The organism is Bacillus sp. 205(2023), assembly GCF_037027485.1.
Classification (GTDB): domain Bacteria; phylum Bacillota; class Bacilli; order Bacillales; family Bacillaceae; genus Bacillus; species Bacillus halotolerans.
Map to the genome: position 1 here is coordinate 151,890 of NZ_JAXCHF010000004.1, position 26,255 is coordinate 178,144.

Sequence of the window (26,255 nt, forward strand, 5' to 3'; positions counted from 1 at the left end):
TCATGAATAAATGATGAAAGGTAGGTCATATCTCAAATTCTTGATGTTTGGCATGCTATAATACAAATCAAATAGAGAACAAGGAGTTAAAGATGAAAACACTGCGAACGTTATGTGTACTGATCATACTTTCTGCTGTCATTTTCTTCGGCATCAAAATATATGCAAAAGATATAGATATTTCGTTTTTCAAAATTGATTTAGGTGCAACGAAGAATGAATCTGAAGCAGCAAACAAAGAGAAGAAACTGAAAGGAAGCGCTGAGCCGATGGACGTCATGCTTTTCAATCAGATGGATGCCCCAAAGCTCTATAATGGCTGTGAGGTGACGAGCCTTGCAATGGTGCTGAACTATGCGGGATACAACGTGACAAAGAATACATTGGCAAACCAGATCGCAACAGTGCCTTTGACATACAGCAGCGGATTAAAAGGTGATCCGAATGACGGATTTGTCGGTGATATGGCGAACGGCCCGGGGCTAGGTGTCTATCACGGCCCGATCTATCAGCTCGCTAAAACCTATGCGGGGGACAGCGTTTCTGATCTGACAGGAAAAAGCATCTCTGCTGTTTATGAGCAACTTGAGAAAGGCAACCCGGTTTGGGTGATCACGACAGCCAACTTTACGCCGGTTGACAACATGCAGACATGGAAAACGCCAAACGGAACGATCGATATCACGTACAGCGAACACAGTGTCGCCGTCACGGGTTATGATGAAAATTACGTGTATGTGAATGACCCTTATGGCTATAAAAACAGAAAAACAGACCGGACCAGCTTCGAAAAAGCGTGGGTGCAAATGGGCAGCCAAGCCATCGTCGTTCAAAAGTAAAGCTGCCCGCTTTCACTAGCTTTTCTTATGCTCTCTCCTGAGCAAATACGCCAATATTCATGCTTGATGTTTAAATCAGGTAACAATGGCGCATTTTCCATTTTCCATCCAAATTTGTCTTTACTTTCTGGCTGGCTATTTTTATGATTAAAACAGATTCAGCCTTGCCCCGATCTATGTGAGAGAAGCCGGTGCAAGATGCTGACGCTTCTCTTACAAAACTAAAGATATCGGGGAGGATTTTATCATTGAAAAAAATCGTGTCTATCCTATTTATGTTCAGTTTGATTATGGGCTTCAGCCAGTTTCAGACATCAACTGCTTTTGCAGCTGACAAAGTGGTTCATGAAACAATTATCGTGCCAAAAAATACAACATATGACGGGAAGGGACAGCGGTTTGTAGCAGGAAAAGAATTGGGTGACGGAAGCCAATCCGAAAACCAAAAGCCTGTTTTTCATGTGGAAGACGGAGCAACTCTGAAAAATGTAGTGCTCGGAGCTCCTGCTGCTGATGGCGTGCACACTTATGGAAACGTTAACATTCAGAATGTGACGTGGGAAGATGTCGGTGAGGACGCGTTAACTGTGAAGAAGGAAGGAAAAGTAACCATTGACGGCGGTTCTGCTCAAAAAGCTTCTGATAAAATCTTTCAAATCAATAAAGCCAGCACGTTTACAGTGAAAAACTTCACTGCGGATAACGGCGGAAAGTTTATTAGACAGCTGGGCGGGTCGACCTTCCATACCGATGTCATTATCGACAGATGCACCATCACAAACATGAAGGAAGCGATTTTCCGTACGGACAGTAAAACGAGCACTGTCACCATGACGAACACAAGATACTCCAACGTCGGCAAGAAATGGATCGGCGTCCAGCACGTAACGGAAAAAAACAATACCCAATTTTAATATGCAGAAAAAGCCCGCGCTATTTATTCAGCGGGCTTTTTATTCTTTCCTGCATTTCTTCCCTTGTGTATATGATTTTCATCGGATTTCCGCCGACAAATGCCCCGGCTGGCACATCCTTATGGACAAGCGTTCCGGCGGACACGACTGCGCCATCCCCTATTTCCACGCCTGGCAGAATGGTCGTGTTGGCTCCGATCATCACTTCGTCTCCGATCAGGACTTTACCGGTTCGATACTCCTGAATTAAATACTCATGGGCCAAAATGGTCGTATTGTATCCGATGATTGAATTCGTTCCGACTGAGATCTTTTCCGGAAACATAATATCGGGCATCACCATGAGGGCAAAGGATGTCTGCTTTCCGACCTTCATCCGCAAAAATGTACGGTACAGCCAGTTTTTCATCCCTATAAACGGTGTGTATCTCGCGATTTGAATAATCATGAAATTCTTCACTACCTTCAAAAAAGGCACCGTTTGATAGACATGCCACAGTGAGTTAGCACCTGATACCGGATGCCGGTCTGTTTTTCTCACAGATTACTTCACTCCAACGATTTGTAATAGATCACTCATTTTCTCAAGCATATAGTCAGGCTCATGTTTCGCCAGCGCTTCCGGGCCTTTAATCGTCCAAGCGACCCCGGCTGTTTTTGTGCCGGCGTTTTTACCCGCCAGAATATCGTGATAGTTGTCGCCGACCATGATGGCTTCCGCAGGCTCGCTTCCCAGCTGTTTCAGCGCCAGCAGAACAGGCTCGGGATCAGGCTTTGCCATCGTGACGTCATCAAGTGTAACAACGGTTTCGAAAAATTCGCCGATGCCTGTCAGCTTAAGGCCCATATTGACAGTATCTCTTAATTTTGTTGTCACAATTCCTAATGTAAAGCCTGCTTTTTTTAGTTCATCCAGCGTTTCATAAACCGTTTCATATTCGGTGACAAGTGTGTCATGCATCTGGTGATTGTATGTTCTGTACATGCTGATCATATCTTCAGTTTTCTCAGCATCCATTGAAGAAAACGTTTCAAAAAGAGACGGGCCGATAAACGCAAGCACATCTTCACGTTTATAGCGGCTCGGGTAATAATGCTCCAGCGTATGCAAAAATGACGCGATAATTAATTCATTCGTATTAATAAGGGTCCCGTCTAAATCAAACAGAATTGTCGTAACTTGTTTATCAGTCATACTGCTTCCTTTCCAACCGCTGAGGGTTTCCATTTTTTCCACGTATACGATATAGCCATTGTCAGCAGCACAGCCGTAGTGACCCGGATCAGCAAAAGCGGCCAAACTGGAATGCCAAGCGGAATAAAGACAAGTGTATCTTCAACGACGGCATGGCAGGCAACGAGAAAAATAAAGGCCAGTGTCATGTCGCGCCTGCCAACGCCGTCATCTTCGACTGCCTTAATCATGACACCCGCTCCGTAGGCCAGACCGATTGTCAAGCCGGCAACCATTGTCATCGAGGTATTTTTATTCATGCCGAGCATCTGCGTAAACGGAGACAGCCACTTCGAAAACGTGTGCAGCCAGCCTAGGTCTCGCATAAATTGAATGATGATCATCAGCGGGATCACAATTGCCGCCAGCTGCAAAACGCCAAGACCGGCTTTCATGAAAGCCTCGGCCAGCATCGACAGCCAGCCGTCAGGCGCATCACCCTTTGCAGCGATAAAACCGTACTGCGCCGTTTCCTGCCCGCCATGCCAGATGAGATTGATGACGATTGCAGAAACAGCTGCCAAACCAATGCGCACTGCCAATATGATGCCAATCCTGATCCCGACCTTTGCTGCGACTGTCGATTCGATAATCAAGTTATGACAGAATGAAAGCATCACCGCTAAGATAAAAACTTCCTTCACGGATAAATCCAGTGTCAATATCCCGGCAATCCCCGCGTACAGATTCAGCATATTCCCAAGAACAAGCGGGATCGCCGCTTCACCGGAAAGCCCGAACAGGCCCATCACCGGTGTAATCAGCCGTACCAGCCAATCCATGACAGGCGTATGCTGAAGCAAAGTGACCACCAGCGTTACCGGAAAAATGACTTTGCCGAGTGTCCATGTTGTTTGAAGACCTGCCGCAATACCGGCCAGAAAAATCTTCTTCATCCCTCATCCCCCTTTGTTACCGTCTACTCTGCGTAACGCTTCGCCGAGTACCCCTTGACGCGTCTGAAGATGATGGCTGCTACAGCCAAAACAATCAATACGATTGAGATCACCTGAGCGATGCGAAGCGAACTCGTCAGCATTAAGCTGTCAGTCCGCATTCCTTCAATAAAGAGCCTTCCGATTGAATACCAAATGATATAGGTTAAAAACAGCTCGCCTCTCCGCAAATTCGCTCTGCGCAAAAGCAGCAACATCATAACGCCGACAAAGCTCCATAGTGATTCATATAAAAAAGTAGGATGATAATATTGGCCGTTGATGTACATTTGATTGATGATAAACTCAGGCAGGTGCAGGTTTTCTAAAAAGGCTCTGCTGACCGTCTCCCCGTGTGCCTCTTGATTGACAAAGTTTCCCCAGCGGCCGATCGCCTGACCGAGCAAAATGCTTGGCGCCGCGATATCCGCAAGCTTCCAGAAAGAAATGTTTTTCACTCTCGAAAAGACATAGCCTGTCAAAATGGCACCGATTAAGCCGCCGTGAATCGCGATGCCGCCCTTCCAGATTTTTATGATTTCCCCCGGATGTTCGGCATAATAATCCCATTCAAATGCAACGTAATAAATCCGTGCGCAAATAATCGCGATTGGGATCGCAAAAAGGACGAGATCGATAAAAATATCTTTCTGCAGTCCTCGTTTCTCACTTTCTCTCATGGCAATCCAAAGCCCCAGCAAAGCACCGAGGCCGATAATGATTCCGTACCAATGGACGGCTAACGGCCCCAGCTGAAACGCTATCGGATTGAGTGGTTCTATCGCTTCATTCATTTATTGCCAACTCCTATTCGTCTTGTTCACCGTCTTCAATGACATCCGCCAGCTTGTTGGTAAATTGCTCAGCGGCGTTTAAGCCCATCCGCTTCAATCTGAAGTTCATAGCAGCCACTTCAATAATGACCGCGAGATTTCGTCCCGGACGGACAGGGATCGTGAGTTTTGTAATTTCTGTATCAATGATTTTCATTGTTTCTTCTTCGAGTCCAAGACGGTCGTATTGCTTGCCCTGCTCCCAGAGTTCAAGATTCATCACAATAGTAATTCGTTTATTGCTTCTGACCGCACCGGCACCAAACAGCGTCATGACGTTTATAATGCCGAGACCTCTAATTTCAAGCAGATGCTCAATGAGCTCAGGGGCGTTTCCGACAAGGGTATCCTGATCCTCCTGCCGAATTTCAACACAATCATCAGCAACAAGGCGGTGGCCTCTTTTCACAAGCTCCAACGCGGTTTCACTTTTTCCGACGCCGCTTTTCCCTGTGATCAGCACCCCTACGCCATATATATCGACAAGCACACCGTGAATGGCTGTGGTTGGCGCAAGTCTGCTTTCTAGGAAGTTGGTCAATCGGCTTGACAGTCTGGTCGTTTTCAAAGGCGATCTGAGGACAGGCACGCCGTTTTTCTCGGAAGCGTCAATGAGCTCCTGCGGGATAGGCATATCTCTAGACAGAATAATAGCTGGTGTTACATCCGTGCATAGAGAGTCCATGCGCTGCTTTTTATCCTCTTCCGGCAGCTGTTCAAAGAAAGAAAGCTCTGTTTTCCCCAGAAGCTGTACGCGCTCCCTAGGGTAATATGTAAAATATCCGGCAATTTCAATGCCTGGTCTTGATAAATCACTCATCGTAATCGGGCGGTTAATTCCTTCTTCTCCGCTGATCAATTCCAAATGAAACTGTTCCATTACATCTTTTGTCCGAACCTTTGCCACGATATGTTCCTCCTGTTCCGGGATAACCCGAGCTTGCTCAACAATAATTTCATTTTATCACTTTCGGGCTTGAACCTAAAACAGATTTTATAAAAGACTGGCAAACGTGTCAGCTGGTCTAGATCACTAGTCTGAAAAAGAGTAAAATAAACGTATTCATATTCCAGAAAGGCGGATCATTTATGGCAGATAGTCTTCTTCTCAGCGGAATCAGTATCGTGACAGAAAATGAAGTGATCAAAAACGGCTATGTTGGGGTCAAGGACGGAAAAATCAGCGCTGTCTCAACAGAACGGCCAAAAGAGCAATACTCAAAGGAAATTCAAGGCCCAAAGGATGCCGTATTGCTTCCGGGGATGATTGATATTCATATTCACGGCGGCTATGGCGCAGATACAATGGATGCGAGCTTTTCCGCGCTCGATGCCATGTCCTCAAGACTGCCTGAGGAAGGCACAACGAGTTTTTTAGCGACAACCATCACACAGGAGCACGGCCAAATTTCTCAAGCTCTGGTAAATGCGAGAGATTGGATGTCTGCGGAGAAATCCTCTTCCTTAGGTGCGGAATTGATCGGAATTCATTTGGAGGGTCCCTTTGTATCACCTAAAAGGGCCGGAGCGCAGCCAAAGGAATGGATCAGGCCCTCAGATCTTGCACTTTTCAAGAAGTGGCAGCAGGAGGCAGGCGGACTGATCAAAATCGTCACGCTTGCGCCGGAGGAGGATCAGCAATTTGAGCTGATCCGTTATTTAAAGGATGAGTCGATTATCGCTTCAATGGGACACACGGACGCAGACTCCGCATTACTTTTGGAAGCCTTTGAAGCAGGCGCCAGCCATATGACTCACTTATACAATGCGATGAGTCCGTTTCATCATCGTGAACCCGGAGTGATCGGAACAGCCCTTGCCCATGAGGGTTATGTCACAGAGCTTATTGCTGACGGTATCCACTCCCATCCGTTAGCGGCAAAGCTTGCTTTTCTAGCAAAAGGCAGCAGCCAGCTTATCTTGATCACCGATTCGATGCGGGCGAAAGGACTGAAAGACGGAGTCTACGAGTTCGGCGGACAAAGTGTGACAGTAAAGGGAAAAACAGCTCTTCTTCCGGACGGGACGCTTGCCGGTTCGATTTTAAAAATGAATGAAGGCGCCCGGCATATGCGCGCGTTTACGAATTGCTCTTGGACGGATATAGCAAATATAACTTCAGCAAACGCGGCCAAACAGCTTGGCATCTTTGACCGAAAAGGCAGTATAACAGAGGGAAAAGATGCGGATCTTGTAATTGTCAGCAGTGAATGTGAGGTGCTTCTCACCGTTTGCCGCGGAAACATTGCATTTAAATCCAAGGAGGCTGATCATATATGAAAGTAATCGAATGTCAATCGTATGAGGCATTAAGCCAAAAAGCTGCCGGCATTGTGGCTGAAACAGTCAGGGAAAAGCCTGATGCCGTTCTCGGTTTAGCGACAGGCGGGACACCGGAAGGCACGTACCGCGAGCTGATCCGCCTGCACCAAACAGAGAATCTTTCTTTTCAAAACATCACCACGATTAATTTAGATGAATACGCCGGGCTTTCCGGTGATGACCCAAACAGCTATCACCGCTATATGAATGACCGTTTCTTTCAGCATATCGACAGTCAACCGAGCCGGCATTTTATTCCTGATGGAAACGCAGGTGACCTGGAAGCCGAGTGCAAACGCTACGAACAATTGATTGAATCACTTGGCGGAGCGGACATTCAGCTTCTCGGCATCGGCCGGAACGGGCATATCGGCTTTAATGAACCAGGTACATCATTCCAGTCCCGCACACATGTCGTGGCATTAAATGAACAAACCCGTCAGGCCAATGCCAGATATTTTTCCTCCATTGACAGTGTGCCAAAAAAAGCCGTTACAATGGGGATTCAAACGATTCTCTCAAGCAAGCAGATTCTTCTGCTTATCTCCGGCACAAGCAAAGCCGAAGCTGCCAAAAGGCTGCTGGACGGACAAGTCAGCGAGGAATTCCCTGCGTCTGCTTTGCACCTGCATCCTAACGTTTCGGTTTTGATTGATCAAGAAGCCGCGGGATTCAGGTATTGAAAGGATTTTCGCTATGAATATCGATAAACAATCTCCTATCCCGATTTATTATCAGATTATGGAGCAATTAAAAGCCCAAATAAAGAGCGAAGAGCTGAAGCCGGATATGCTGCTTCCTTCCGAGCGGGAATATGCCGAGCAATTCGGGATCAGCCGGATGACAGTGCGCCAAGCGCTTTCTAATTTGGTCAATGAAGGTTTTCTCTATCGCCAGAAAGGCCGGGGCACCTTTGTCAGCAAGCTAAAAATGGAGCAAGCGCTCCAAGGGCTTACAAGCTTTACCGAAGATATGAAAAGCCGCGGCATGAGGCCGAGCAGCAGGCTCATCGATTATCAGCTTATCGATTCGACTGAGGAGCTGGCCGCCATACTAGGATGCGGGCACCCGTCCCGCATCCACAAAATCACACGGGTTCGGCTGGCGAATGATATTCCTATGGCGATCGAAGCCTCACACATCCCATTTGAGCTGGCAGGTGAATTAAATCAGTCTCATTTCAAGTCGTCGATTTACGAGCATATCGAAAGGTACAACAGCACGCCGATTTCCCGCGCCAAACAAGAGCTTGAACCGAGCGCCGCAACACAGGATGAAGCAAGCATGCTCGGCATCCAAGAGGGGGCGCCAGTCCTGTTGATTAAACGAACAACGTATTTGCAGAACGGAACTGCTTTTGAGCATGTAAAATCTGTATACAGGGGCGACCGTTATACTTTTGTTCATTACATGGATCGGCTGTCATAAAAAAATCTCCAACCCCTTTTTAAGGATTGGAGACACGGCGAAAATCAAACTGGTCTGGCGCTGGACGATAGGTTTCTTTTTTCGTCTTGAACTTCCAGATCGGTGATTTCGTTTTTCCGTTGAAGCTGTCTTCCACAATGGTGTACCAATAATACACAGAATTCGGCTCTAGATTCTCCCAAAGGAATTCGGCGGTTTCCCCGCTTTTCACTTTATCGCGTTTTCCGAGCTGTTCGTTTGTATAGACATTGCATTCAAAATAATCGGTTTCTACTCTTTTCATTCTTGGCTTCAGATCAAGCTCAAGCGTAAACTCATCCTTGTTGCCGTAACTATCTGTATCATAAAAGTTTTTATCATCCAAATACGGAGAGTATGTGGATACATGCACCACATTGTTTGCCTGGTCAAACTGCATCAAACGCAAATAACCCTGGCCGCCCTCGGGCCCGCCCTGATAATCAGCAAGCATTTGATGTACGAGACGATCCGGTTTTCCGTCTCCGTCATCATCCAGCTCGTCTGTTTTTCTCATCGCGCTGTGATAATGTCCGCTTAACACCATCACGACATTCGGGTTCGGCTTGACAACTTTCTTGAAAATTTTCTCGCCGATCGGGCTTCTGTTTCCGCTTACGAGTAAATATTCATGAAAAGCTAAGACAGCTGTCCTGTCAGGGTGCTTCTTCAGCACTTGATTCATCCATGCGATGTCTTCGTCCGTGATGCCCCAGCCCATGTACAGCATGATATAATCATTGCCGCTGCTTGATATGAGGTCATAATGCCCGCGGTTATTTTTGTACGATTCGCCATAATACAGTCTCTTATCGAAACGGTGGCTGCCAAAGTATTTGCCAAACGCCCTGTAGGAGCCGTCCTTATGACCGACATCGTGGTTTCCGGCCAGCACGCCGTAAGGAATTCCGCTGTTGTCCAGGACACGCATTGATTGATCAGCGTTTCTCCACTGTCTGATATCCGCGGAATCATCTACAATATCCCCTGTATGAAACACGTATTTCGTATTCAGCTTCCTTTGGTTATTTTTGATCCATGCAGTCTGCTTATCAAAAATATGCGGATAGCTTTTTGCATAATACTGCGTGTCTGACATCCAGACAAAGGTATACATATCCTTCGCAGGAGGAATTTCGTCCTGAACAATGATATTCATCTTAGATTTCCGAACATAATCGGAAGCGATGACAGACGCCTTTAGCGTGAACTGTTTGTCATCTTTGGCAACGAAGCTGTCAATCGGCTGCCACTGGCTTGTCCGGTAATTCCAAGCGTACATTGTCACTTTTCTCCCCGGCAGAGAGCTTCCTCTCCAAACGGCTTCAGCTAAATCATTCTCATCAACAGAGGGGTCAACCGTCACTTCAAAACGGTGATAAGGAAAAAGTTCCTTTTCTTCAGTTGATACTGTTTTTCCGTCAGCTCCTGACACCCGATTCATTTCTTCATTAGTAAACGGCGTCTCACTTTCCGGGACAAAGCTCTTCGGAGGTTCAGTCAGTGACGCATGCTTGAAAATTTTCACATTATTTCTGTTTTGCGCCGTATATTGAAAGCCTCTGTAAAAAGACACATCCATCGCGTCATTCGTCGGATCTTTCACCCGCACCGAAAGCTTGGCTTTGTGCGTATCGGCATCGCTATTTACGATTTCCGGCTGGTCCGGATGCTCCCGCTCTGTCTTAAATGTCCGCTCAATAACCGTTTTATTGCCAGCCAAATCTGTTGCTGAGACTTTCAGCGTGTGTTTGCCCGGAGACAGCTCAGAAGTTGACGTATGATACGGGAGCGTAATGCTGTCACCATCTAAAAATGCCTCTGTTTCCTCTATTTTGCTCCATTTATCAAACATATCTGCCTGCAGAACCAGGCTTCCTTTATACGTCTGTCCGTCCGTCACATTCGGTTCGATGTGCGGCCCTGAATTATCAATCCGCACTACAAAACTCAGGTTTTCATTCCCGTCGCTTACTGCAATATGATGGGCTCCTTCAGTCAGCTTCTTTGTATCCCACTTCAGCAGCTGTGACGTAAACAGTCCGTCAGGCAAATGAAATTGAAACGGCCAACTTTTATTTGAGCGCTGATTATCCCCAATAAAAAGCTCCTTCTCGGGAGAAATACGCTCATCCCTGATCACTGTTCCATCCGATAATACCAATCGGGCATTTTTGACTAAAAAGTCATCACGGTTTTCAGCCGTATCAAACGGAGATACCTTTGAACCCGATCGTATCGTGATACGCTGCAGCTGCTTCCCTTTTTGAAGCAGCGTCTCCGGCAAAGGGACAGAATAGGTACGGTATTTATTTGTCGTATCATCGAAGACTTTTAGCACCTTGCCGTCCATCGTTACAGCATTTTTAAAGTAAAGGTTCGTTTTTCGGGTATCGAACGCAAAATATACTTCTTTTTCCATGGCGGGCTCTGTCAGTTGTTTTTTTCCGTCAATCCACAGCTTAATGCTGTCAGTCCGCCCATCCGTAGTCGCTTTGAGAAACTGTGTCCCCGAAAGTGTATCTCTGTTTTCTATATTCATCCGCAAACCGTGCGACTTGCTTGTTTGCTTAATATCAATCATTTTGACAGGCGTCTTCGCTTCATTGATCCCGTCACCGGCTACGACGTAATACTCAAGCTGATCCTTCCCGATCAGCTCAGGTGAGTAGACAATATAATGGTACAAATGATCGTTGCGGTCTTTTTCAGCGAAAATGCGTTTGAACGGTTTGTTTTCATCTGTCCGATAATAAAAGGCTGCCGTTTTCACTAAACTGCGGTCACGTATGTCAGCCCGCAGTTCAATGCTTTCAGCCGGGCGGACAGGCTTGCGGTCTGTTAAATCTTCTATAACCGGCTTTTCTTTATCAAGCATCATTTTTCGTTTTTGCTCTGGAACCTGCGCCTGTAAAACCGAGCCTGGCGACGGATTTTTTTCCGCTATTGAAATGCTGAGCAGTTCCGCTGTTCCATCGAGAGGATATTTATAAAGCACAGACGACAGGCGGCGCATCGCATGCTTTCGGTAGTGCGCAACTGAAATATCCTTCCCTGTATTCGTCGATATCGCAACCGCACGTGGCCGGGTATTCGCCATGCCCTCTGTTCCTTCCAGTACCAACAGATTTTCCCCTTCTCTCAAATGTGTCTGATAGTGCCGGTTAAAATCATCCGATGTCAATTCAGGATGTCCGGCAGGCTTGAGCCAAAATACACAGGTTTCGCCTGAAGGAATGACGACCCGCTGATCAGGTCTCCAAATCAGGTCGGAGTCCGGCCCTTCCTTCGGATAGCGATAGCGGATGTGATAGTCTTTAAAATCAATTGTTCTGTCGGTTGTATTATATACCTCAATAAATTCATAACCGTCTGTACGCCCGGTATTTTTTGTATCAACCGCAAGCTCGGTGATCAGCAGCTCCGGGATATGGGCGAGATCAGCCTGAAATCCATCCAGCTTCAGTGTCTTCGTTTCTGACTCCACCCGCTGCTTTCCATTCGAGAACACAATGTAATACTCGAGCTCGCTATTCCAGATTGACCTCTTCGGAATTTGCGCCAAAAACTGGCGGATGGCTCCAGGGGTTGGGTCCATCGGCACCATTTTATAGCCCAGTTCATTGCTTTGTTTATAAAACAAAAAGGCAGAAAACGATTGATACTCACTGTCACGCACATGCGCCTGAATGATCAGGTTGCCCTTCATTTCAGCCTTCACTTCAATTTGAGGAGGGTTTTCAAGCAAGGGTATGTAATGAGGCGTTTGGAACGGTTCCTGCTTTATAACGGGCAAGGCCTTCGCTTCATGATGGCCGCCAGACTGAACAAACAGAAAAGACAATAATAAAGAAGCTATGACTGTGTATTTTCTCATCACGACACCTCCCTTTTACGTATTTTGCGTCTGAACAGGGAAGCTTATGAGTTAATTTTTGTACAAAAAGAACAAAAAGACATCCGCCTCTTGAAGTTAAACCGGTAAACGATAAAATCAGAGAGGCAGATTGATGAATAACAGCATTCATAATGAATGATTCAAGCGATACAAGAGTTCGCATTAAAAAGCGATAAGCACGGTACAGCTTCCATCTCATTCACCTCTTAAAATGAGATGGATTATTGATAGACAGCACTTAAAGTTTCAACGGATCATTTTCAGTAATAACCTTTTTTCATTTCATAGACGATTATCTTAATTAATGTTTACCAGTAAACATCGGTCATTCCATCCCTTATTCTTCCATGTGTCAATATCATCAGCCCTAGAAAATTGAAAATAAGTGTAAATGCCATGGTTTCCACACTATTTTTACTGGTCATTTTTCGCTTCCTTAAGCATTAGCAATTGACAACAAAAACAAGAACAGATAAAATCAAATCGTTCACCAGTAAACAATTTTTATTATTTCCTGGTAAACCATTCATTCAAAGAAAGAAGGTAGCCTATGTCCGGTCTGACAAAACAGCTGATATACGACATATACGTTCGGCTCCTGCATCTTAATGAACAAAAAGCGAATATTTCACTTCGGCAGTTCTTTAAGGAGGCCGCAGAAGAAGATGTGATTGATGTTCCCAAAAACATGACTAGCATCCATGTCATTGACTGTATTGGCCAACATGAACCGATTAATAATACGGGAATTGCCAAAAAAATGAACTTATCCAAAGCGAACGTAACGAAAATCAGCACAAAACTGATCAAAGAGGAATTTATCAATAGCTATCAGCTGTCTGATAACAAAAAAGAAGTCTATTTCAAATTAACCCGTAAAGGCAGACAGATTTTTGATTTGCATGAAAAACTGCACAAAAAAAAGGAGTTGGCATTTTACCAATTCCTTGATTCATTCTCGCAAGATGAACAGAATGCTGTATTGAAATTTTTAGAACAGCTTACCTCCAGACTCGAAGCTGAGCAAACAGATGTTACTTCAGAGAAACCTGTAAAGTAAAAAAGGCGGTGTGTTCTTTATGGCTCAAACGAAATCAAAAGCAATGCTGACCTTGTATATTGTTTGTTTCAGCGCATTTTTTGCTTCTTTAAGCCAAAATATATATTCACCAATCATCCCTATTATTAAAGAATCATTCCATGTCTCTGTAACCCTCGTGAACCTGTCAGTTTCAGTTTTTATGATTGTGACAGCCATTATGCAAATTATTTTGGGCGCCATCATCGATTTTAAAGGCGCGCGTTATGTCTTGCTTGCTGGAATACTGGCAACGGCGGCAGCCAGTTTCGGGTGTGCCGTCACCACTGATTTTACTTTGTTTCTTATTTTTAGAATCGTACAGGCAGCCGGTTCCGCAGCACTCCCTCTCATTGCAGCCACCACAATCGGCCAGCTATTTACAGGCAGTGATCGCGGAAATGCCATGGGTACGTATCAAATGCTTCTTTCGGCCGCCCCGGCTATTGCTCCTGTTCTCGGGGGACTTCTCGGCGGGGCTTTCGGACACGAAGGGATCTTTTGGATGCTGACGGTGATCTCTGTTATTTTATTAGCAACAAACAGCATTTTCTTCCCTAAGGATTCTCATAGCGCACCAAAGCAAGATGCAAAATCAGGCAGTTTGCTTACTCATTATAAATCCATTTTCACAAACAGAGCTGGAAATGTCATTCTGACCTTAAGCTTTTTTCTCTTTTTCATTTATTTTGCGGTTATTGTCTATCTTCCGATATTGCTGACGGAACATTATCATATGGATGTACAAATAGCGGGACTGTTATATTTGCCTCTGGCATTAAGCACAATCGCTGGTACCTTTCTGTTTAAAAACATACAGGCAAAAGTTCCTCTAAGTACATTGTTTGTCTACAGCAATGCAATTGCAGTGGTCAGCATCATTTCATTTGCTTTTACCCATTCCGTCTCGATCATTCTCATGGCTCTCACATTGGCGCTGTTCGGTGTCTCGATGGGGGTTATTCCTCCCCTGTATTCCACGATGATCACCAATGAGTTTGAACATAACAGGGGGAGCGCGATCGGAATCTTTAACTTTGTCAGATATACAGGTATGGCGGCCGGCCCGATGATATCAGCTTATCTGTTGACACGGATGCCGTCTGTCATGTCATTTGGCCTTTTGGGTATCGCATTTGCCATATTGAGCTTTTGCCTTCTGCCGTATATGCATCAGGCGAAACATGACATCAAACAAGAAAAACATCTTATGTAAAAAAGCTGCCATTTGCATGGCAGCTTTTATTTTTTTCGAAGCGGTTCTAAAATGCCTTTTTGAATCAGTAAATGGAACACCGACAGGACAACAGATGCCAAGATGGCTGATCCGAAGCCGTCAATTTGAAAACTGTCACCCATAATGGACGCTGTCATCATCAAGGTGATGGCATTAATCACAAACAAAAAGAGACCCAGCGTCACAACTGTGACAGGCAGCGTAAAGATAATCAAGAGCGGTTTAATCAGCACGTTTAAGATTGATAAAATGAGGCTGGCAATAATCGCTGCCCCGATGCTGCTGATATGAATGGAATCAATGTAACCGTCAATGACGATTAATAATAAAGCATTTACTAAAATGCTGACTGCCCATTTGACCATGTTACTTCATATCCCTTTCTGACGGAACAATAAAAATCCAAATGATATATATGAGCAGAACAGGAATAACGCTTGTCATAACGGCTAAAATGACGGTTATCACTCTGAGGAGTGACGCATCCCAGTTGAAATACTCCGCCAGGCCGCCGATGACGCCGGCCATTTTCCTGTTTTTTTCTGAACGATATAATCTATTCATTCGATCACCTCTGTGTATACTTTAATTTGATGGCGCCAGTTAATGATTCGGAGAAAACGGCGATGTTTTGATCATGTGCTTGATTAGAAGTGAACATCATTTCTTTTTGAATGGTATCATTTTTTTCTTTCAGCATGTCAACATCTATTAATTCGTGGGACAGCGAACCGAGATTGCTTTTCAGTTCAGCCTTCACCGCAAGATCATCCGGAATCGACAGCTCCACATTTCCAGTCGTCGTTTTTGTGTAAATCGAGCGGCAGTCTGATTCTGTTACAGTAATCGCGATATTTCCGTTAAAGCTTTGAACATCAATGGATTCGCTTTTTCCGCGCAGATCAATCAGCCCGTTAATGGTTTCCGCTTCTATTGTGCCGCAATTGTGATTGGCTAGCTTAATTTGGCCGTTCGCCGTTTCTGCCGAAGCTTTTTCAGCCGTCAAATTCGAGAACGACAGCACGCCATTAGTCGTTTTCGCCGAGAACTCTTTTACATGTAAATGTTCCCCTCTGATCGGTCCGTTAAACAGCTTCACCCGAATCTTATCATACTCCTTCTGAGGAATATACAATGTGACATTGGTTTTCATCGTTTTCTTTTCTGTACGGATAAAAAACTTATTTCCTTTGATTTCACATTCAATATGCTGAAGAAAAGCGTCCCTTGCTGCTTCTTGGCTGTCAGTGCGATATACCTTCGCCTGGCATTCCGCTCTGATATCCTCGTCTTCCCACGGAACAATATTTACGCTGCCGTTTGCGATCTGGAGCTCTACACTGGAAAAATCAGTATCCTTAAATTGAAAAATATGCTGTACGTCAAACGAGTGCCCGAAGTTTAAATCAAGATCAACTTCTTTAACCTTTTTCACAGCAGAATCAATCCAATCGAACAGCTTCGCCCCTAAAGACGGCTTGTTGCCATCCTTTTTGGACGCTGTGAATGGCTCATCCTCTTCATGAACGTTAACTGACAGAGCCGTGATTTTTTCTTCTTTTTCCTTATAGTCGCTGTCGAGCTTTTCAATCAGCGTCAGTGCTTCCTGTGCCGTCAGCTTTCCTTCCTCCACAAGCTTGAGGATTCGTTCCTTTTCCTGCTTCATTCGATCTCCTCCCTATGATCTACTTATGCTGCATGCAGCACCTTAATGCCCTGAATGACGTTCCAAATCATAATGCCAATCACAACAAGAAATATACGATTGTGCCGCCAATCATCACAAATACAGGCATCACACTGTCCCCATCTATGGCAATAGCCCCGCCAAGAAAAGCGATAAATAAGACCAGCCAGCCGGCAAAAGGAACAATGTGAGAAAGCAGAGAACGTATCGCGTGACGTTTTGTCTCTTTCTCATCAACAACAAAATAAGCGACAATCGGCACAATGACCGGCGCGATAAAGACGCTGAAATAACAAAGTGATGCAATTATGGCTTGATTACGGTTCAATTTATTCAACTCCCATCGTTAATCATCCGTGACAATAAGTCAGGACGTTTTACTCAGATAGATATACGTATAAAACCTCCAGAGGTTTCAAAATCATCCTTTAGACATGCTTCCATTTACGGAAATTGGATTTTAAAAAGTTTTAGAAGTAGAATCTTTCATCCGTACCGATTACAATATGTAAAAAGCTTACGGCAATCAAGGAGGCTGGACAAGCAATGGAGAAAGATCTCAGTGACTATACAGTAACACAAGAATCCGTTTTAAAACTGATTCATGAACAAAAAAGAATGAACCGTGAAATGTTAGCCGAGCTTGAACAGATTCACGGGCCTCTTCCCATCTCTCATGACATTCAATATATAAAAGTTCTCCTGGACAGCAGCAGCACTCATATTGTTCAAGATTTAATGAATGTGAGCCGGCAGCTGTATAAGAAGACGTTTTAATAAATACTGCAAAGAAAAGTGAAAACCCTCTGAAAAGAGGGTTTTAAGATGTTGCAGTTTCTTTCGCTTCCAAGAGTGACTTCATGCGTTTTTTGTCACGCTCCATAACAGGCTTCAAATAACGCCCTGTATACGACTCTTCGACTTCAGTGATTTCCTCCGGTGTTCCCGATGCGACAATGGTGCCGCCTCCGGCTCCGCCTTCGGGCCCCAGGTCAACAATATAATCAGCCGTCTTGATGATATCAAGATTATGCTCAATGACAAGCACTGTATCCCCATTATCAACCAACCGCTGAAGCACGACAAGAAGTCTGGCGATATCGTCGACGTGCAGACCTGTTGTCGGTTCATCTAAAATGTACAGCGTGCGACCGGTAGAGCGTTTATGCAGTTCAGATGCAAGTTTCACCCGCTGCGCTTCACCGCCTGACAAGGTAGTCGCCGGCTGGCCGAGCGTAATATAACCAAGACCAACATCGTACAGGGTTTGGAGCTTGCGCTTAATTTTCGGGATATTTTCAAAGAAAGAAAGAGCATCTTCGACCGTCATATCAAGCACGTCAGAAATGCTTTTTCCTTTGTACGTCACTTCAAGCGTTTCCCGGTTGTAGCGTTTGCCGTGGCACACTTCACATGGCACGTATACGTCAGGAAGGAAGTGCATTTCAATTTTTATAATCCCGTCACCGCGGCAGGCTTCACATCGGCCGCCCTTCACGTTAAAACTGAAACGGCCTTTTTTATAGCCGCGGACTTTCGCTTCATTTGTCTGTGCGAACACATCGCGAATATCATCAAAAACACCGGTGTATGTCGCAGGATTTGACCGCGGCGTTCTTCCAATCGGCGCCTGATCGATATCAATGACTTTGTCTAAATGTTCGAGGCCTTTGATTTCTTTATGGCTGCCGGGCTTCGCTTTTGCTTTATGAAGCTTTTGCGCTAATGCCTTGTGAAGTATTTCATTGACGAGGGTGCTTTTCCCCGATCCTGAAACGCCCGTAACCGCTGTAAACGTCCCTAGCGGAAACTTGGCATTTGCCTTTTTCAGATTGTTTTCTGAAGCGCCTTTAATCTCAATATAGCGGCCGTCTGGTTTTCTTCTCTCGGGAGGCAGCGGGATAAATTTCTTCCCTGATAAGTAGCTGCCTGTTAACGAATCTTGATCTGCCATGACTTCTTCCGGAGTTCCCGCGGAAATAACTTGTCCTCCGTGGATGCCGGCACCCGGGCCGATATCAATTAAATAATCGGCTGCCATCATCGTATCCTCATCATGTTCTACGACGATCAGTGTGTTCCCCAGGTCTCTCATGTTTTTCAGCGCGCTGATTAAACGGTCGTTATCACGCTGGTGCAGACCAATTGATGGCTCATCTAAAATATAAAGCACACCGGATAACCGCGAACCGATTTGAGTGGCCAGCCTGATCCGCTGCGCCTCTCCCCCGGACAATGTTCCCGCTGCCCGGCTCAGTGTCAGATAATCAAGTCCGACCTTATCCAGAAAGCTTAAACGCTCCACAATTTCCCGCAAAATCAGATCGGCAATCTTCATATCCTTTTCAGAAAGCGTAAGGCCTTTGAAGAAATCAAGGGCATTTCCGACAGAAAGCTCGGTAATTTTTCCGATGTGACGTCCGTCGACCAGTACCGCAAGCGCCTCTTTCTTTAGCCGATACCCTTTACAAGTCGGACAAGCCTTTTGGGACATATATTGCTCCATCTGCTCACGGATGAAATCCGAGCCTGTCTCCTTGTAACGTCTTTCAATGTTGCGCAATACGCCTTCAAATTGGATTTCACCTTCGCGTATTTGCCCGAAATCATTTTCGTAACGGAAATAAATCAGGTCATCTCCGCTTCCATAAAGGACTTTATCCAGCTGATGCTTCGGCAGATCCTTTACCGGCACATCCATATCAATGCCGTAATGGGTGCAGACCGCTTCAAGAAGCTGCGGATAATATTGTGAGCTGATCGGCGTCCAAGGGGCAATTGCATTCTCTTTCAATGACAAATCTTGATTGGGAATGACAAGATCTGCATCAACTTCGAGCTTCATACCGAGACCGTCACACGTTGGACACGCTCCGAATGGGCTGTTGAATGAAAAAAGCCGCGGTTCAAGTTCACCGATTGAAAATCCGCAATGCGGACAGGCATGATGCTCACTGAACATCAGCTCTTCCTCACCGATCACATCAATCATGACACGCCCTTCACCTAATCGAAGCGCTGTCTCCAATGAATCCGACAGACGGGCTGCTACGCCTTCTTTTACCACAATCCGGTCAATGACAACCTCGATTGAATGTTTTTTATTCTTTTCTAATTCGATCTCATCAGAAAGCTCGGCCATCTCGCCGTCAATTCTGACTCTGACATAGCCTTGTTTTCTGATCTGCTCAAGCACCTTTACATGAGCGCCTTTTCTGCCGGACACAATCGGCGCCAGCACCTGAAGCTTCGTCCGCTCCGGATATTCCAAAATCCTGTCCACCATCTGCTCAATGGTCTGTGACGTGATTTCGATTCCGTGCTCCGGGCAATGCGGCTTCCCTACTCTCGCATACAAAAGACGCAGATAATCATAAATTTCCGTTACCGTACCGACAGTAGATCTCGGGTTTCGACTCGTTGTTTTCTGGTCAATGCTGATGGCAGGAGAAAGTCCTTCAATCGCATCGACATCAGGCTTATCCATTTGCCCTAAAAACTGGCGGGCATAGGCGGATAACGACTCAACATATCGTCTCTGCCCTTCTGCATATATGGTATCAAAGGCAAGGGAGGATTTCCCTGATCCAGACAGTCCTGTAACAACGACAAGCTGATCTCTCGGAATGGTCACATCAATATTTTTCAGGTTGTGCGCCCTTGCTCCCTTCACCTCAATCCGATCCATAGCCATTCTTTCATCATCCTTCCGCTTTTAACTCTAAAAGTAAATCGCGAAGCTCCGCGGCTCTTTCAAAATCAAGCGCCTTGGCGGCTTCCTTCATTTCGTGCTCCATTTGTTCGACGACTTTTTGACGCTCTTTCTTCGTCATTTTCGACAGCTTCGGCGCAGCTTTTGTTTTATACTCCGCTTTGTCCTCAGCAGCCACAGTCGCACGAATCACGTCACGAATTTCTTTATTAATCGTTTGCGGCGTAATGCCGTGCTCTTCGTTAAACCGCTCCTGCTGCTCGCGCCGGCGTTTCGTTTCATTAATTGCAATTTCCATAGACTTCGTCATTTTATCGGCGTACATGATGACACGGCCTTCCGCGTTCCTCGCCGCCCGTCCGATCGTCTGAATAAGCGAACGCTCCGAACGCAGGAAGCCTTCCTTATCCGCATCCAAAATCGCAACCAAGGATACTTCCGGAATATCAAGCCCCTCTCTCAGGAGGTTGATGCCAATGAGCACATCATGCTTGCCGAGACGCAAATCACGAATAATTTCGATCCGTTCAAGCGTCTTAATTTCTGAATGCAGATAATTAACCTTGATGCCGATTTCTTTTAAATAATCGGTTAGGTCCTCTGACATCTTCTTCGTCAAAGTCGTTACAAGCACCCGTTCATTCCGTTCAACTCTCGCGTGAATTTCACCGATTAAATCATCAATCTGGCCTTCAATCGGCCGCACGTCAATAAGCGGGTCAAGAAGCCCTGTCGGACGGATGATCTGCTCTATCATTTCATCTGTATGTTCAATTTCATACGGCCCTGGTGTGGCTGACACATAGACGATATTGTGCATATGCTTTTCAAATTCTTCAAACCGGAGCGGGCGGTTATCAAGCGCTGACGGAAGACGGAATCCGTGATCCACAAGCACCTGCTTTCTCGCCTGGTCTCCGTTAAACATGCCGCGCACCTGAGGAATCGTCACGTGCGACTCATCCACCACAATCATAAAATCGTCAGGAAAATAATCGAGAAGCGTATACGGCGTTGAACCCGGCGGGCGAAGCGTCAAATGTCTTGAATAGTTCTCAATGCCGGAGCAGAATCCCATTTCCCGCATCATTTCAAGATCATATCTCGTCCGCTGCTCTAAGCGCTGCGCTTCCAGAAGCTTGCCGTTTTCATGCATGACCTTCAGCTGCTCCTCAAGCTCCTTCTCGATATTTTGAATCGCTTTTTCCATTTTTTCGGCCCGCGTAACGAAGTGGGATGCCGGGAAAATCGCGATATGTTCACGGTCGCCTAAAATTTCTCCGGTCAGGGCGTCCACTTCCCTGATCCGTTCAATTTCATCTCCGAAAAACTCGACTCTTACACAGTGTTCATCACGGGATGCCGGGAAAATTTCCACTACATCTCCGCGCACACGAAACGTACCGCGCTGAAAATCAATGTCGTTGCGGGCATATTGAATGTCAACAAGCTTTCTAAGCAGCTCGTTGCGCTCAATTTCCATTTCAGGACGCAATGACACAACCATTTCACGGTATTCTTCAGGCGAACCGAGACCGTAAATACAAGACACACTTGCAATGATAATCACATCTCTCCGTTCAAACAGAGACGATGTAGCGGAGTGTCTGAGTTTATCAATTTCATCATTAATGCTGGCATCTTTCTCTATAAATGTATCCGTTTGAGGCACATACGCCTCCGGCTGATAATAATCATAGTAGCTGACAAAATACTCGACAGCGTTGTTCGGAAAAAATTCCTTAAACTCGCTGTAAAGCTGTCCGGCAAGTGTTTTGTTATGGGCAATGACGAGTGTCGGCTTATTGACTTCTTTAATCAAATTGGACACCGTAAATGTTTTGCCCGTTCCTGTTGCACCCAGCAGAGTCTGATGCTTCTTGCCCTCCTGAATGCCTTTGACAAGCTTTTCAATGGCTTTCGGCTGATCTCCCTGGGGCTGGTATTTTGAGACTAACTCAAAGCGATCTTTCACAAATAAGCCTCCGTTTCTTTAACGAAATCTTCCTATAGATATAGTAACACAATGGAAAGCAAAATCACCAAAAATACGAACTAAAGTTCGGTGGTTTTTTATTTCCAGCTATTTTCATGTATAAAAAACCTGCTTTTAAAACGTAAAAGCAGGAATTCATCTTTATATTCATTATGTCCGGTTTATTCTTCTTTTTTCTCAGCAGCTTTTTTGGCCATGTAAAGTCCGCCGGCCACAAGGGAGACAACATCTAATCCTACAATAAAATACGTTTCTGTATAGCCTTTTAAATAAGAAGCAAACAGCAATGCAGCTGTAAGAGCGATCGCCACGTAATGGTTAAAGGTCACTCTCGTAAATAGGACGACAAGCATAAAAGGGAAAAATAATGCAAAAACGGCTTTTGTAATCACAAAAACCCTCCTCAGGGATTCTTCATCTGATTTGATTATAGTAAAAAATGAAGAATCGGACAATCGTGCAATGGTTCCCTCTTTCTACACCATACCCTTTTTCAGCTCAATTCAATCATGGTTTCTGCCGCAAAACTCTTCTCTTAAACAAGCAATGATAATTTTACGTATTCGGTTCAAAAGCAAAAGGGACGGTATCAAATATAAAGAGAAATTGATTTTAGTGCGGCTGAATGAGAGCTGAAACTGTACTGATTGTCAAATCAACAGGAAGATAGGTATTAAGTCTCGTTTAATGAAGGAAGCTTGGCCAACAGTGATTTGAAAGCTCAGTGAAACGATTTGCGAATACGAAAAAATAAGCAAACAGACCCGCTTCAGTTTTATTTTTCATGATCATCTAACTAACTTAAATATTCATTTTATTTAGGGCTTTTTGCGTTTGACAGCATTTTCCTTTAAACCTACAATTGAGTGATAGTGTTCACTATCATTTTTTTGAACATTGGCTCCCAAAAATAAAAGATAGAGAGAAAAATACTAAGGAAAGAGGGGTTTTAAACATGTACTCTGTGTTATTTCGCCAAGCTAAAGAATCCAGTCAGCTGGCTGGAGCAAAAGGCATGAATCTGATTAAACTGACCAAACACGGACTTCCTGTTCCAGATGGGTTTATCATTCAAACGAACGCTCTCGCCCGTTTTATGGAGGATAATCAGCTTCATGATTCAAGCGAAAATATCGAAAATGCCATTATTGCCGGAGCATTTTCAGATGAGCTAAAGAACGAGCTGACGAGCTCCTTTTACGAGCTGAGAGAATCATATCGTTCCGTGGCCGTCCGCTCTTCATCAGCCTCAGAAGATTTAGAGGGCGCTTCATTCGCCGGTCAATATGAAACCTATTTAAATATAAAAACAGAAGAGGAATTTCTGGCTAAGGTGAAAGAATGCTGGGCCTCCTTTTTCTCAGGCAGGGTCAGCCGCTATAAGAAGAAAATGAACAATCAAATCGCAGAGCCGTTAATGGGTGTTGTGGTGCAGGGCCTGATTAATTCAGAAATATCGGGTGTGATTTTCAGCCAAAATCCCGTTACCCATGATGATAGAGAGTTATTAATCAGCGCCAGCTACGGCCTGGGAGAAGCTGTCGTATCAGGAAGCGTCACTCCTGACACGTATATCGTTCATAAAGCTTCATTTGAGATTCAGAAAGAAATGGGTTTAAAAGAGATCTACATGGAGTCCGCAGCAGAAGGCATTGCCGAAAAAGAAACGAGCGAAGATATGCGCAGCCGTTTTTGCCTTACAGATGAACAGGTAATTGAGCTGACTGAAATCACCAAAAAAACCGAAGCCCTATACGGATATCCTGTTGATTTAGAATTCGGGATCGCCGATCATAAACTGTACCTTCTGCAGGCACGGCCAATTACCACCATTGAACAGGATAAAAAAGCAGCTGAGGAAGAACGGAACTTCATGATTACCGGCGAGGATATGGATGATTTTTGGCTCAATATGGAGTCCAACATCGAAGGCCCGGTCAGTCCGCTATTTTCATCTTTTATTGTGCCGGCACTTGAATACGGCTTAAAGAAAAGTATGCAGCAGTTTCCGATCGGTGTCATCGTCGATGAAGTAAAAGTTTACCGGGGACATATTTATTCAAAAAATCAAGGCGGACAACAACAGCCTCCTGAGGACAGTGCCGAAGAGCTTTTTCCGATATTGGCCGAGCGCATGTACGATATCATTCATAATACGTACCTTCCGTTTTACCGGACATTGGACCAACTCGCACAAACGGAACACACTCCGGAAAGTGCGCTGGATGCCTTTAAAAAACTGAAGGCCTTTTATCTCACGGCCTATGAGGAACACTTCAATATCGTTTTCCCGCAAATTCTGTTGACGAACAAACTGCAAGCAATGTATCAAAACATTCAGGGTGAAGCTGAAAACTCACATTTTTATGAAATGCTGACAGGAGTCATGAACAAATCGCTGGAAACAGACCGCCGCCTATGGCAATTCTCCGTTGAAGCACGAGAAAATCCGAATCTGACAGCCATTTTTGAGCATACCGAGCCGCAACAGCTGCAGAAGAAATTAGAACAAATCGACGAGGGCAGACGTTTCCTGCAAAAAGTCAATGAATTTTTACAGGAATACGGATGGCGATCTGTAAAAAGCCACGATCTGATTGAACAGACTTGGGCAGAGAATCCATATTACGCATTGACTCATATTCAAAACTACGTCCGCAATGGCTATCATTTTGACAACGAATTTAAGAAGACCATTGAAAAACGTGAGAAGTTGTACAATGAATTCTTGCAAAGCATTGAGGATCCCGTTTTGCAGAAAGAATTTGAACGTTATTATCAATGGACGCTGAATTCGTCCAATATTAAGGATGATCATCATTTTTACATTGATGCTATGCTGGATGCCAAGGCGAGGGTCTTTTTGCTGAAGGTAGGAGAATTGCTGGCAAAAAGCGGTGTGATCCGAGATCGAGAAGACCTTTGGTTCTTATATGATGACGAGGTGGAAAACGCGCTCCTTCATCCCGTATCCCTTCAAGAGAAGGCTGAAAAACGGAGACAAATCTTTCATGAGTATGAGCTGGCACAGGCGCCTGCTTATCTCGGTACACCGACAAAAGCGCAGCTGAAAGCGGCTGAAGAAATTGTCGGTGCTGTCATAGAAGATGAAAAAAACACGGAGAATGATATTTTCGGAATTGCAGCATCAAGCGGTATCGCAACAGGGCCGGTTAAATTGATTCGGGATGCCAGTGAGTTTTCTCAATTCGCGCCTGGAGACATCCTGGTTTGCAAAATGACGACACCGCTATGGACCAGCCTGTTTCAAGATGCCAAAGCCATTATTACAGACACAGGAGGAATCTTGTCTCACGCAGCGATTATCGCACGGGAATACGGCATTCCCGCTGTTCTCGGCACACGTGCAGCGACAGAAAGGCTTCGAGATGGAGACATCGTCACGGTAGACGGAAACAGCGGCAAAATCACAGTTGTCAGCCGGTCCTGATGCGCCCACCCTCTTTATTATACAAGCGGGGCAGGTGTATACTTGTCCTGCCAGTATATTCGTGAGGTGAAACGTATTGAGACCGACAAACCGCAGAATCCTTGACGCTGCCATGCAGCTGCTCGTCAAAAAAGGATATCGTTCAACGACGACAAAAGAAATTGCAGAAAAAGCAAACGTAAGTGAAGCGACGATTTTCAGGAATTTTAAAAACAAACAGGGGCTTGTCGAGGCTCTGCTTTCTCAGCATTCTGCAAATCGAAATCGCATCTTTGAGCAAACAGAGGGTGATTTGTATAAAGATCTGCTGCATATCGGAACCTGTCTGCTGGAAGAGCTTGAACAAAGAAAAGATATAATTAAAATCAGCTTTCGTGAACCGGCCATGTTTCAGGATGTCATCAACCATGTGACTGAATATCCCCAATCAATGAAACAGCTTTTAGTTGATTATCTCACAAGCATGGGTGAGAAAGGGGCTATCCAGACAGGAGATGAATCGGAACATGCCGATGTATTTATTTCGATGATTTTCGGTTACTTTGTACACCGTCTTCATTTAGGAGACAGAGTGATTTCAATGCCCCAGGAAAAAATGCTGGAGCATAGTACAGCTGTATTCGTCAAAGGAATTACTGCCCGTTAGCTCCTTGGCAAAACAAAAGGAGGATCC

The 26,255-nt window shown here is 45.1% G+C and carries 22 protein-coding genes and 1 pseudogene; 10 read left to right on the forward strand and 13 right to left on the reverse strand.

What is annotated here, in order from left to right:
- Positions 1–92 precede the first annotated feature (92 nt).
- The gene (locus tag WA325_RS12845; protein WP_105953992.1) at positions 93–839 is read left to right on the forward strand and encodes a C39 family peptidase; all 747 of its coding nucleotides are present in this window, start codon (positions 93–95) and stop codon (positions 837–839) included.
- A 248-nt stretch (positions 840–1,087) separates the two neighbouring features.
- Entirely contained in the window at positions 1,088–1,753 is a 666-nt protein-coding gene (locus tag WA325_RS12850; RefSeq protein ID WP_105953993.1) for a pectate lyase, read from the forward strand.
- Between the two features lie 19 nt (positions 1,754–1,772).
- On the opposite strand, the gene hprF is transcribed toward WA325_RS12850, so the two are convergent.
- From hprF to hprK, 5 genes are read right to left on the reverse strand one after another with little or no spacing between them, the layout of a single operon-like run.
- Positions 1,773–2,294 carry a heptaprenylglyceryl phosphate O-acetyltransferase gene (hprF, locus tag WA325_RS12855; protein ID WP_095712936.1) on the reverse strand — a complete coding sequence of 174 codons (522 nt, stop codon included), beginning with the start codon at positions 2,292–2,294 and terminating at the stop codon, positions 1,773–1,775.
- 3 nt (positions 2,295–2,297) lie between these two features.
- Positions 2,298–2,948 carry a pyrophosphatase PpaX gene (ppaX, locus tag WA325_RS12860; protein ID WP_024122986.1) on the reverse strand — a complete coding sequence of 217 codons (651 nt, stop codon included), beginning with the start codon at positions 2,946–2,948 and terminating at the stop codon, positions 2,298–2,300.
- Entirely contained in the window at positions 2,945–3,883 is a 939-nt protein-coding gene (locus WA325_RS12865; protein ID WP_105953994.1) for a nucleoside recognition domain-containing protein, read from the reverse strand. The genes ppaX and WA325_RS12865 overlap by 4 nt, the downstream gene beginning before the upstream one ends.
- 23 nt (positions 3,884–3,906) lie before the next feature.
- The gene (lgt, locus tag WA325_RS12870) at positions 3,907–4,716 is read right to left on the reverse strand and encodes a prolipoprotein diacylglyceryl transferase (RefSeq protein ID WP_336183739.1); all 810 of its coding nucleotides are present in this window, start codon (positions 4,714–4,716) and stop codon (positions 3,907–3,909) included.
- A 13-nt stretch (positions 4,717–4,729) separates the two neighbouring features.
- Positions 4,730–5,662, reverse strand: coding sequence for an HPr(Ser) kinase/phosphatase (gene hprK, locus WA325_RS12875; RefSeq protein ID WP_010332023.1), 933 nt, complete (start codon positions 5,660–5,662; stop codon positions 4,730–4,732).
- Positions 5,663–5,844: 182 nt separating this feature from the next.
- Here hprK and nagA point away from each other — a divergent pair, with 182 nt between their 5' ends.
- Genes nagA through WA325_RS12890 form a run of 3 tightly spaced genes read left to right on the forward strand, consistent with a single transcriptional unit; the run spans position 5,845 to position 8,505 of the window.
- Positions 5,845–7,035 carry an N-acetylglucosamine-6-phosphate deacetylase gene (gene nagA / locus WA325_RS12880; RefSeq protein ID WP_202852900.1) on the forward strand — a complete coding sequence of 397 codons (1,191 nt, stop codon included), beginning with the start codon at positions 5,845–5,847 and terminating at the stop codon, positions 7,033–7,035.
- Positions 7,032–7,760, forward strand: a complete 729-nt coding sequence (gene nagB, locus WA325_RS12885) for a glucosamine-6-phosphate deaminase (protein WP_105990910.1) — start codon at positions 7,032–7,034, stop codon at positions 7,758–7,760. The genes nagA and nagB overlap by 4 nt, the downstream gene beginning before the upstream one ends.
- A gap of 13 nt (positions 7,761–7,773) precedes the next feature.
- On the forward strand, positions 7,774–8,505 hold the full coding sequence (locus WA325_RS12890; protein ID WP_202852899.1) for a GntR family transcriptional regulator: 732 nt from the start codon (positions 7,774–7,776) through the stop codon (positions 8,503–8,505).
- 19 nt (positions 8,506–8,524) lie between these two features.
- On the opposite strand, the gene WA325_RS12895 is transcribed toward WA325_RS12890, so the two are convergent.
- Positions 8,525–12,400: a metallophosphoesterase gene (locus WA325_RS12895; RefSeq protein ID WP_202852898.1), complete on the reverse strand. Its 3,876-nt coding sequence runs from the start codon at positions 12,398–12,400 to the stop codon at positions 8,525–8,527.
- A gap of 571 nt (positions 12,401–12,971) precedes the next feature.
- On the opposite strand from WA325_RS12895, the gene WA325_RS12900 reads away from it, so the two are divergent.
- Together WA325_RS12900 and WA325_RS12905 are read left to right on the forward strand one after the other, a co-directional pair.
- Entirely contained in the window at positions 12,972–13,481 is a 510-nt protein-coding gene (locus tag WA325_RS12900; protein WP_336183740.1) for a MarR family transcriptional regulator, read from the forward strand.
- A 19-nt stretch (positions 13,482–13,500) separates the two neighbouring features.
- Positions 13,501–14,715, forward strand: coding sequence for an MFS transporter (locus WA325_RS12905; protein ID WP_336183742.1), 1,215 nt, complete (start codon positions 13,501–13,503; stop codon positions 14,713–14,715).
- A 26-nt stretch (positions 14,716–14,741) separates the two neighbouring features.
- Here WA325_RS12905 and WA325_RS12910 read toward each other — a convergent pair whose 3' ends face one another.
- From WA325_RS12910 to WA325_RS12925, 4 genes and pseudogenes are all read right to left on the reverse strand, one after another.
- Positions 14,742–15,101 carry a phage holin family protein gene (locus WA325_RS12910; RefSeq protein WP_010332033.1) on the reverse strand — a complete coding sequence of 120 codons (360 nt, stop codon included), beginning with the start codon at positions 15,099–15,101 and terminating at the stop codon, positions 14,742–14,744.
- A 1-nt stretch (position 15,102) separates the two neighbouring features.
- Positions 15,103–15,300 (reverse strand): PspC domain-containing protein, encoded by a 198-nt coding sequence (locus WA325_RS12915; protein WP_024122997.1) that lies wholly within the window; start codon positions 15,298–15,300, stop codon positions 15,103–15,105.
- Between the two features lie 4 nt (positions 15,301–15,304).
- Complete coding sequence (locus WA325_RS12920) at positions 15,305–16,402, reverse strand: DUF4097 family beta strand repeat-containing protein (RefSeq protein ID WP_105954002.1); 1,098 nt, start codon at positions 16,400–16,402, stop codon at positions 15,305–15,307.
- A gap of 23 nt (positions 16,403–16,425) precedes the next feature.
- Positions 16,426–16,751, reverse strand: a pseudogene (locus WA325_RS12925) (hypothetical protein).
- Positions 16,752–16,969: 218 nt separating this feature from the next.
- On the opposite strand from WA325_RS12925, the gene WA325_RS12930 reads away from it, so the two are divergent.
- Positions 16,970–17,200, forward strand: a complete 231-nt coding sequence (locus tag WA325_RS12930) for a hypothetical protein (protein ID WP_336183743.1) — start codon at positions 16,970–16,972, stop codon at positions 17,198–17,200.
- Between the two features lie 43 nt (positions 17,201–17,243).
- On the opposite strand, the gene uvrA is transcribed toward WA325_RS12930, so the two are convergent.
- The 3 genes from uvrA to WA325_RS12945 form a co-directional block, all read right to left on the reverse strand.
- Complete coding sequence (gene uvrA / locus WA325_RS12935) at positions 17,244–20,117, reverse strand: excinuclease ABC subunit UvrA (RefSeq protein WP_227598886.1); 2,874 nt, start codon at positions 20,115–20,117, stop codon at positions 17,244–17,246.
- Between the two features lie 7 nt (positions 20,118–20,124).
- Complete coding sequence (gene uvrB, locus WA325_RS12940) at positions 20,125–22,110, reverse strand: excinuclease ABC subunit UvrB (protein ID WP_010332039.1); 1,986 nt, start codon at positions 22,108–22,110, stop codon at positions 20,125–20,127.
- 182 nt (positions 22,111–22,292) lie between these two features.
- Positions 22,293–22,523, reverse strand: coding sequence for a CsbA family protein (locus WA325_RS12945; RefSeq protein WP_003228053.1), 231 nt, complete (start codon positions 22,521–22,523; stop codon positions 22,293–22,295).
- A 563-nt stretch (positions 22,524–23,086) separates the two neighbouring features.
- Here WA325_RS12945 and WA325_RS12950 point away from each other — a divergent pair.
- Positions 23,087–25,582 (forward strand): PEP/pyruvate-binding domain-containing protein, encoded by a 2,496-nt coding sequence (locus WA325_RS12950; RefSeq protein ID WP_202852890.1) that lies wholly within the window; start codon positions 23,087–23,089, stop codon positions 25,580–25,582.
- 76 nt (positions 25,583–25,658) lie between these two features.
- Positions 25,659–26,228 (forward strand): TetR/AcrR family transcriptional regulator, encoded by a 570-nt coding sequence (locus WA325_RS12955; RefSeq protein WP_105954006.1) that lies wholly within the window; start codon positions 25,659–25,661, stop codon positions 26,226–26,228.
- Positions 26,229–26,255 lie beyond the last annotated feature (27 nt).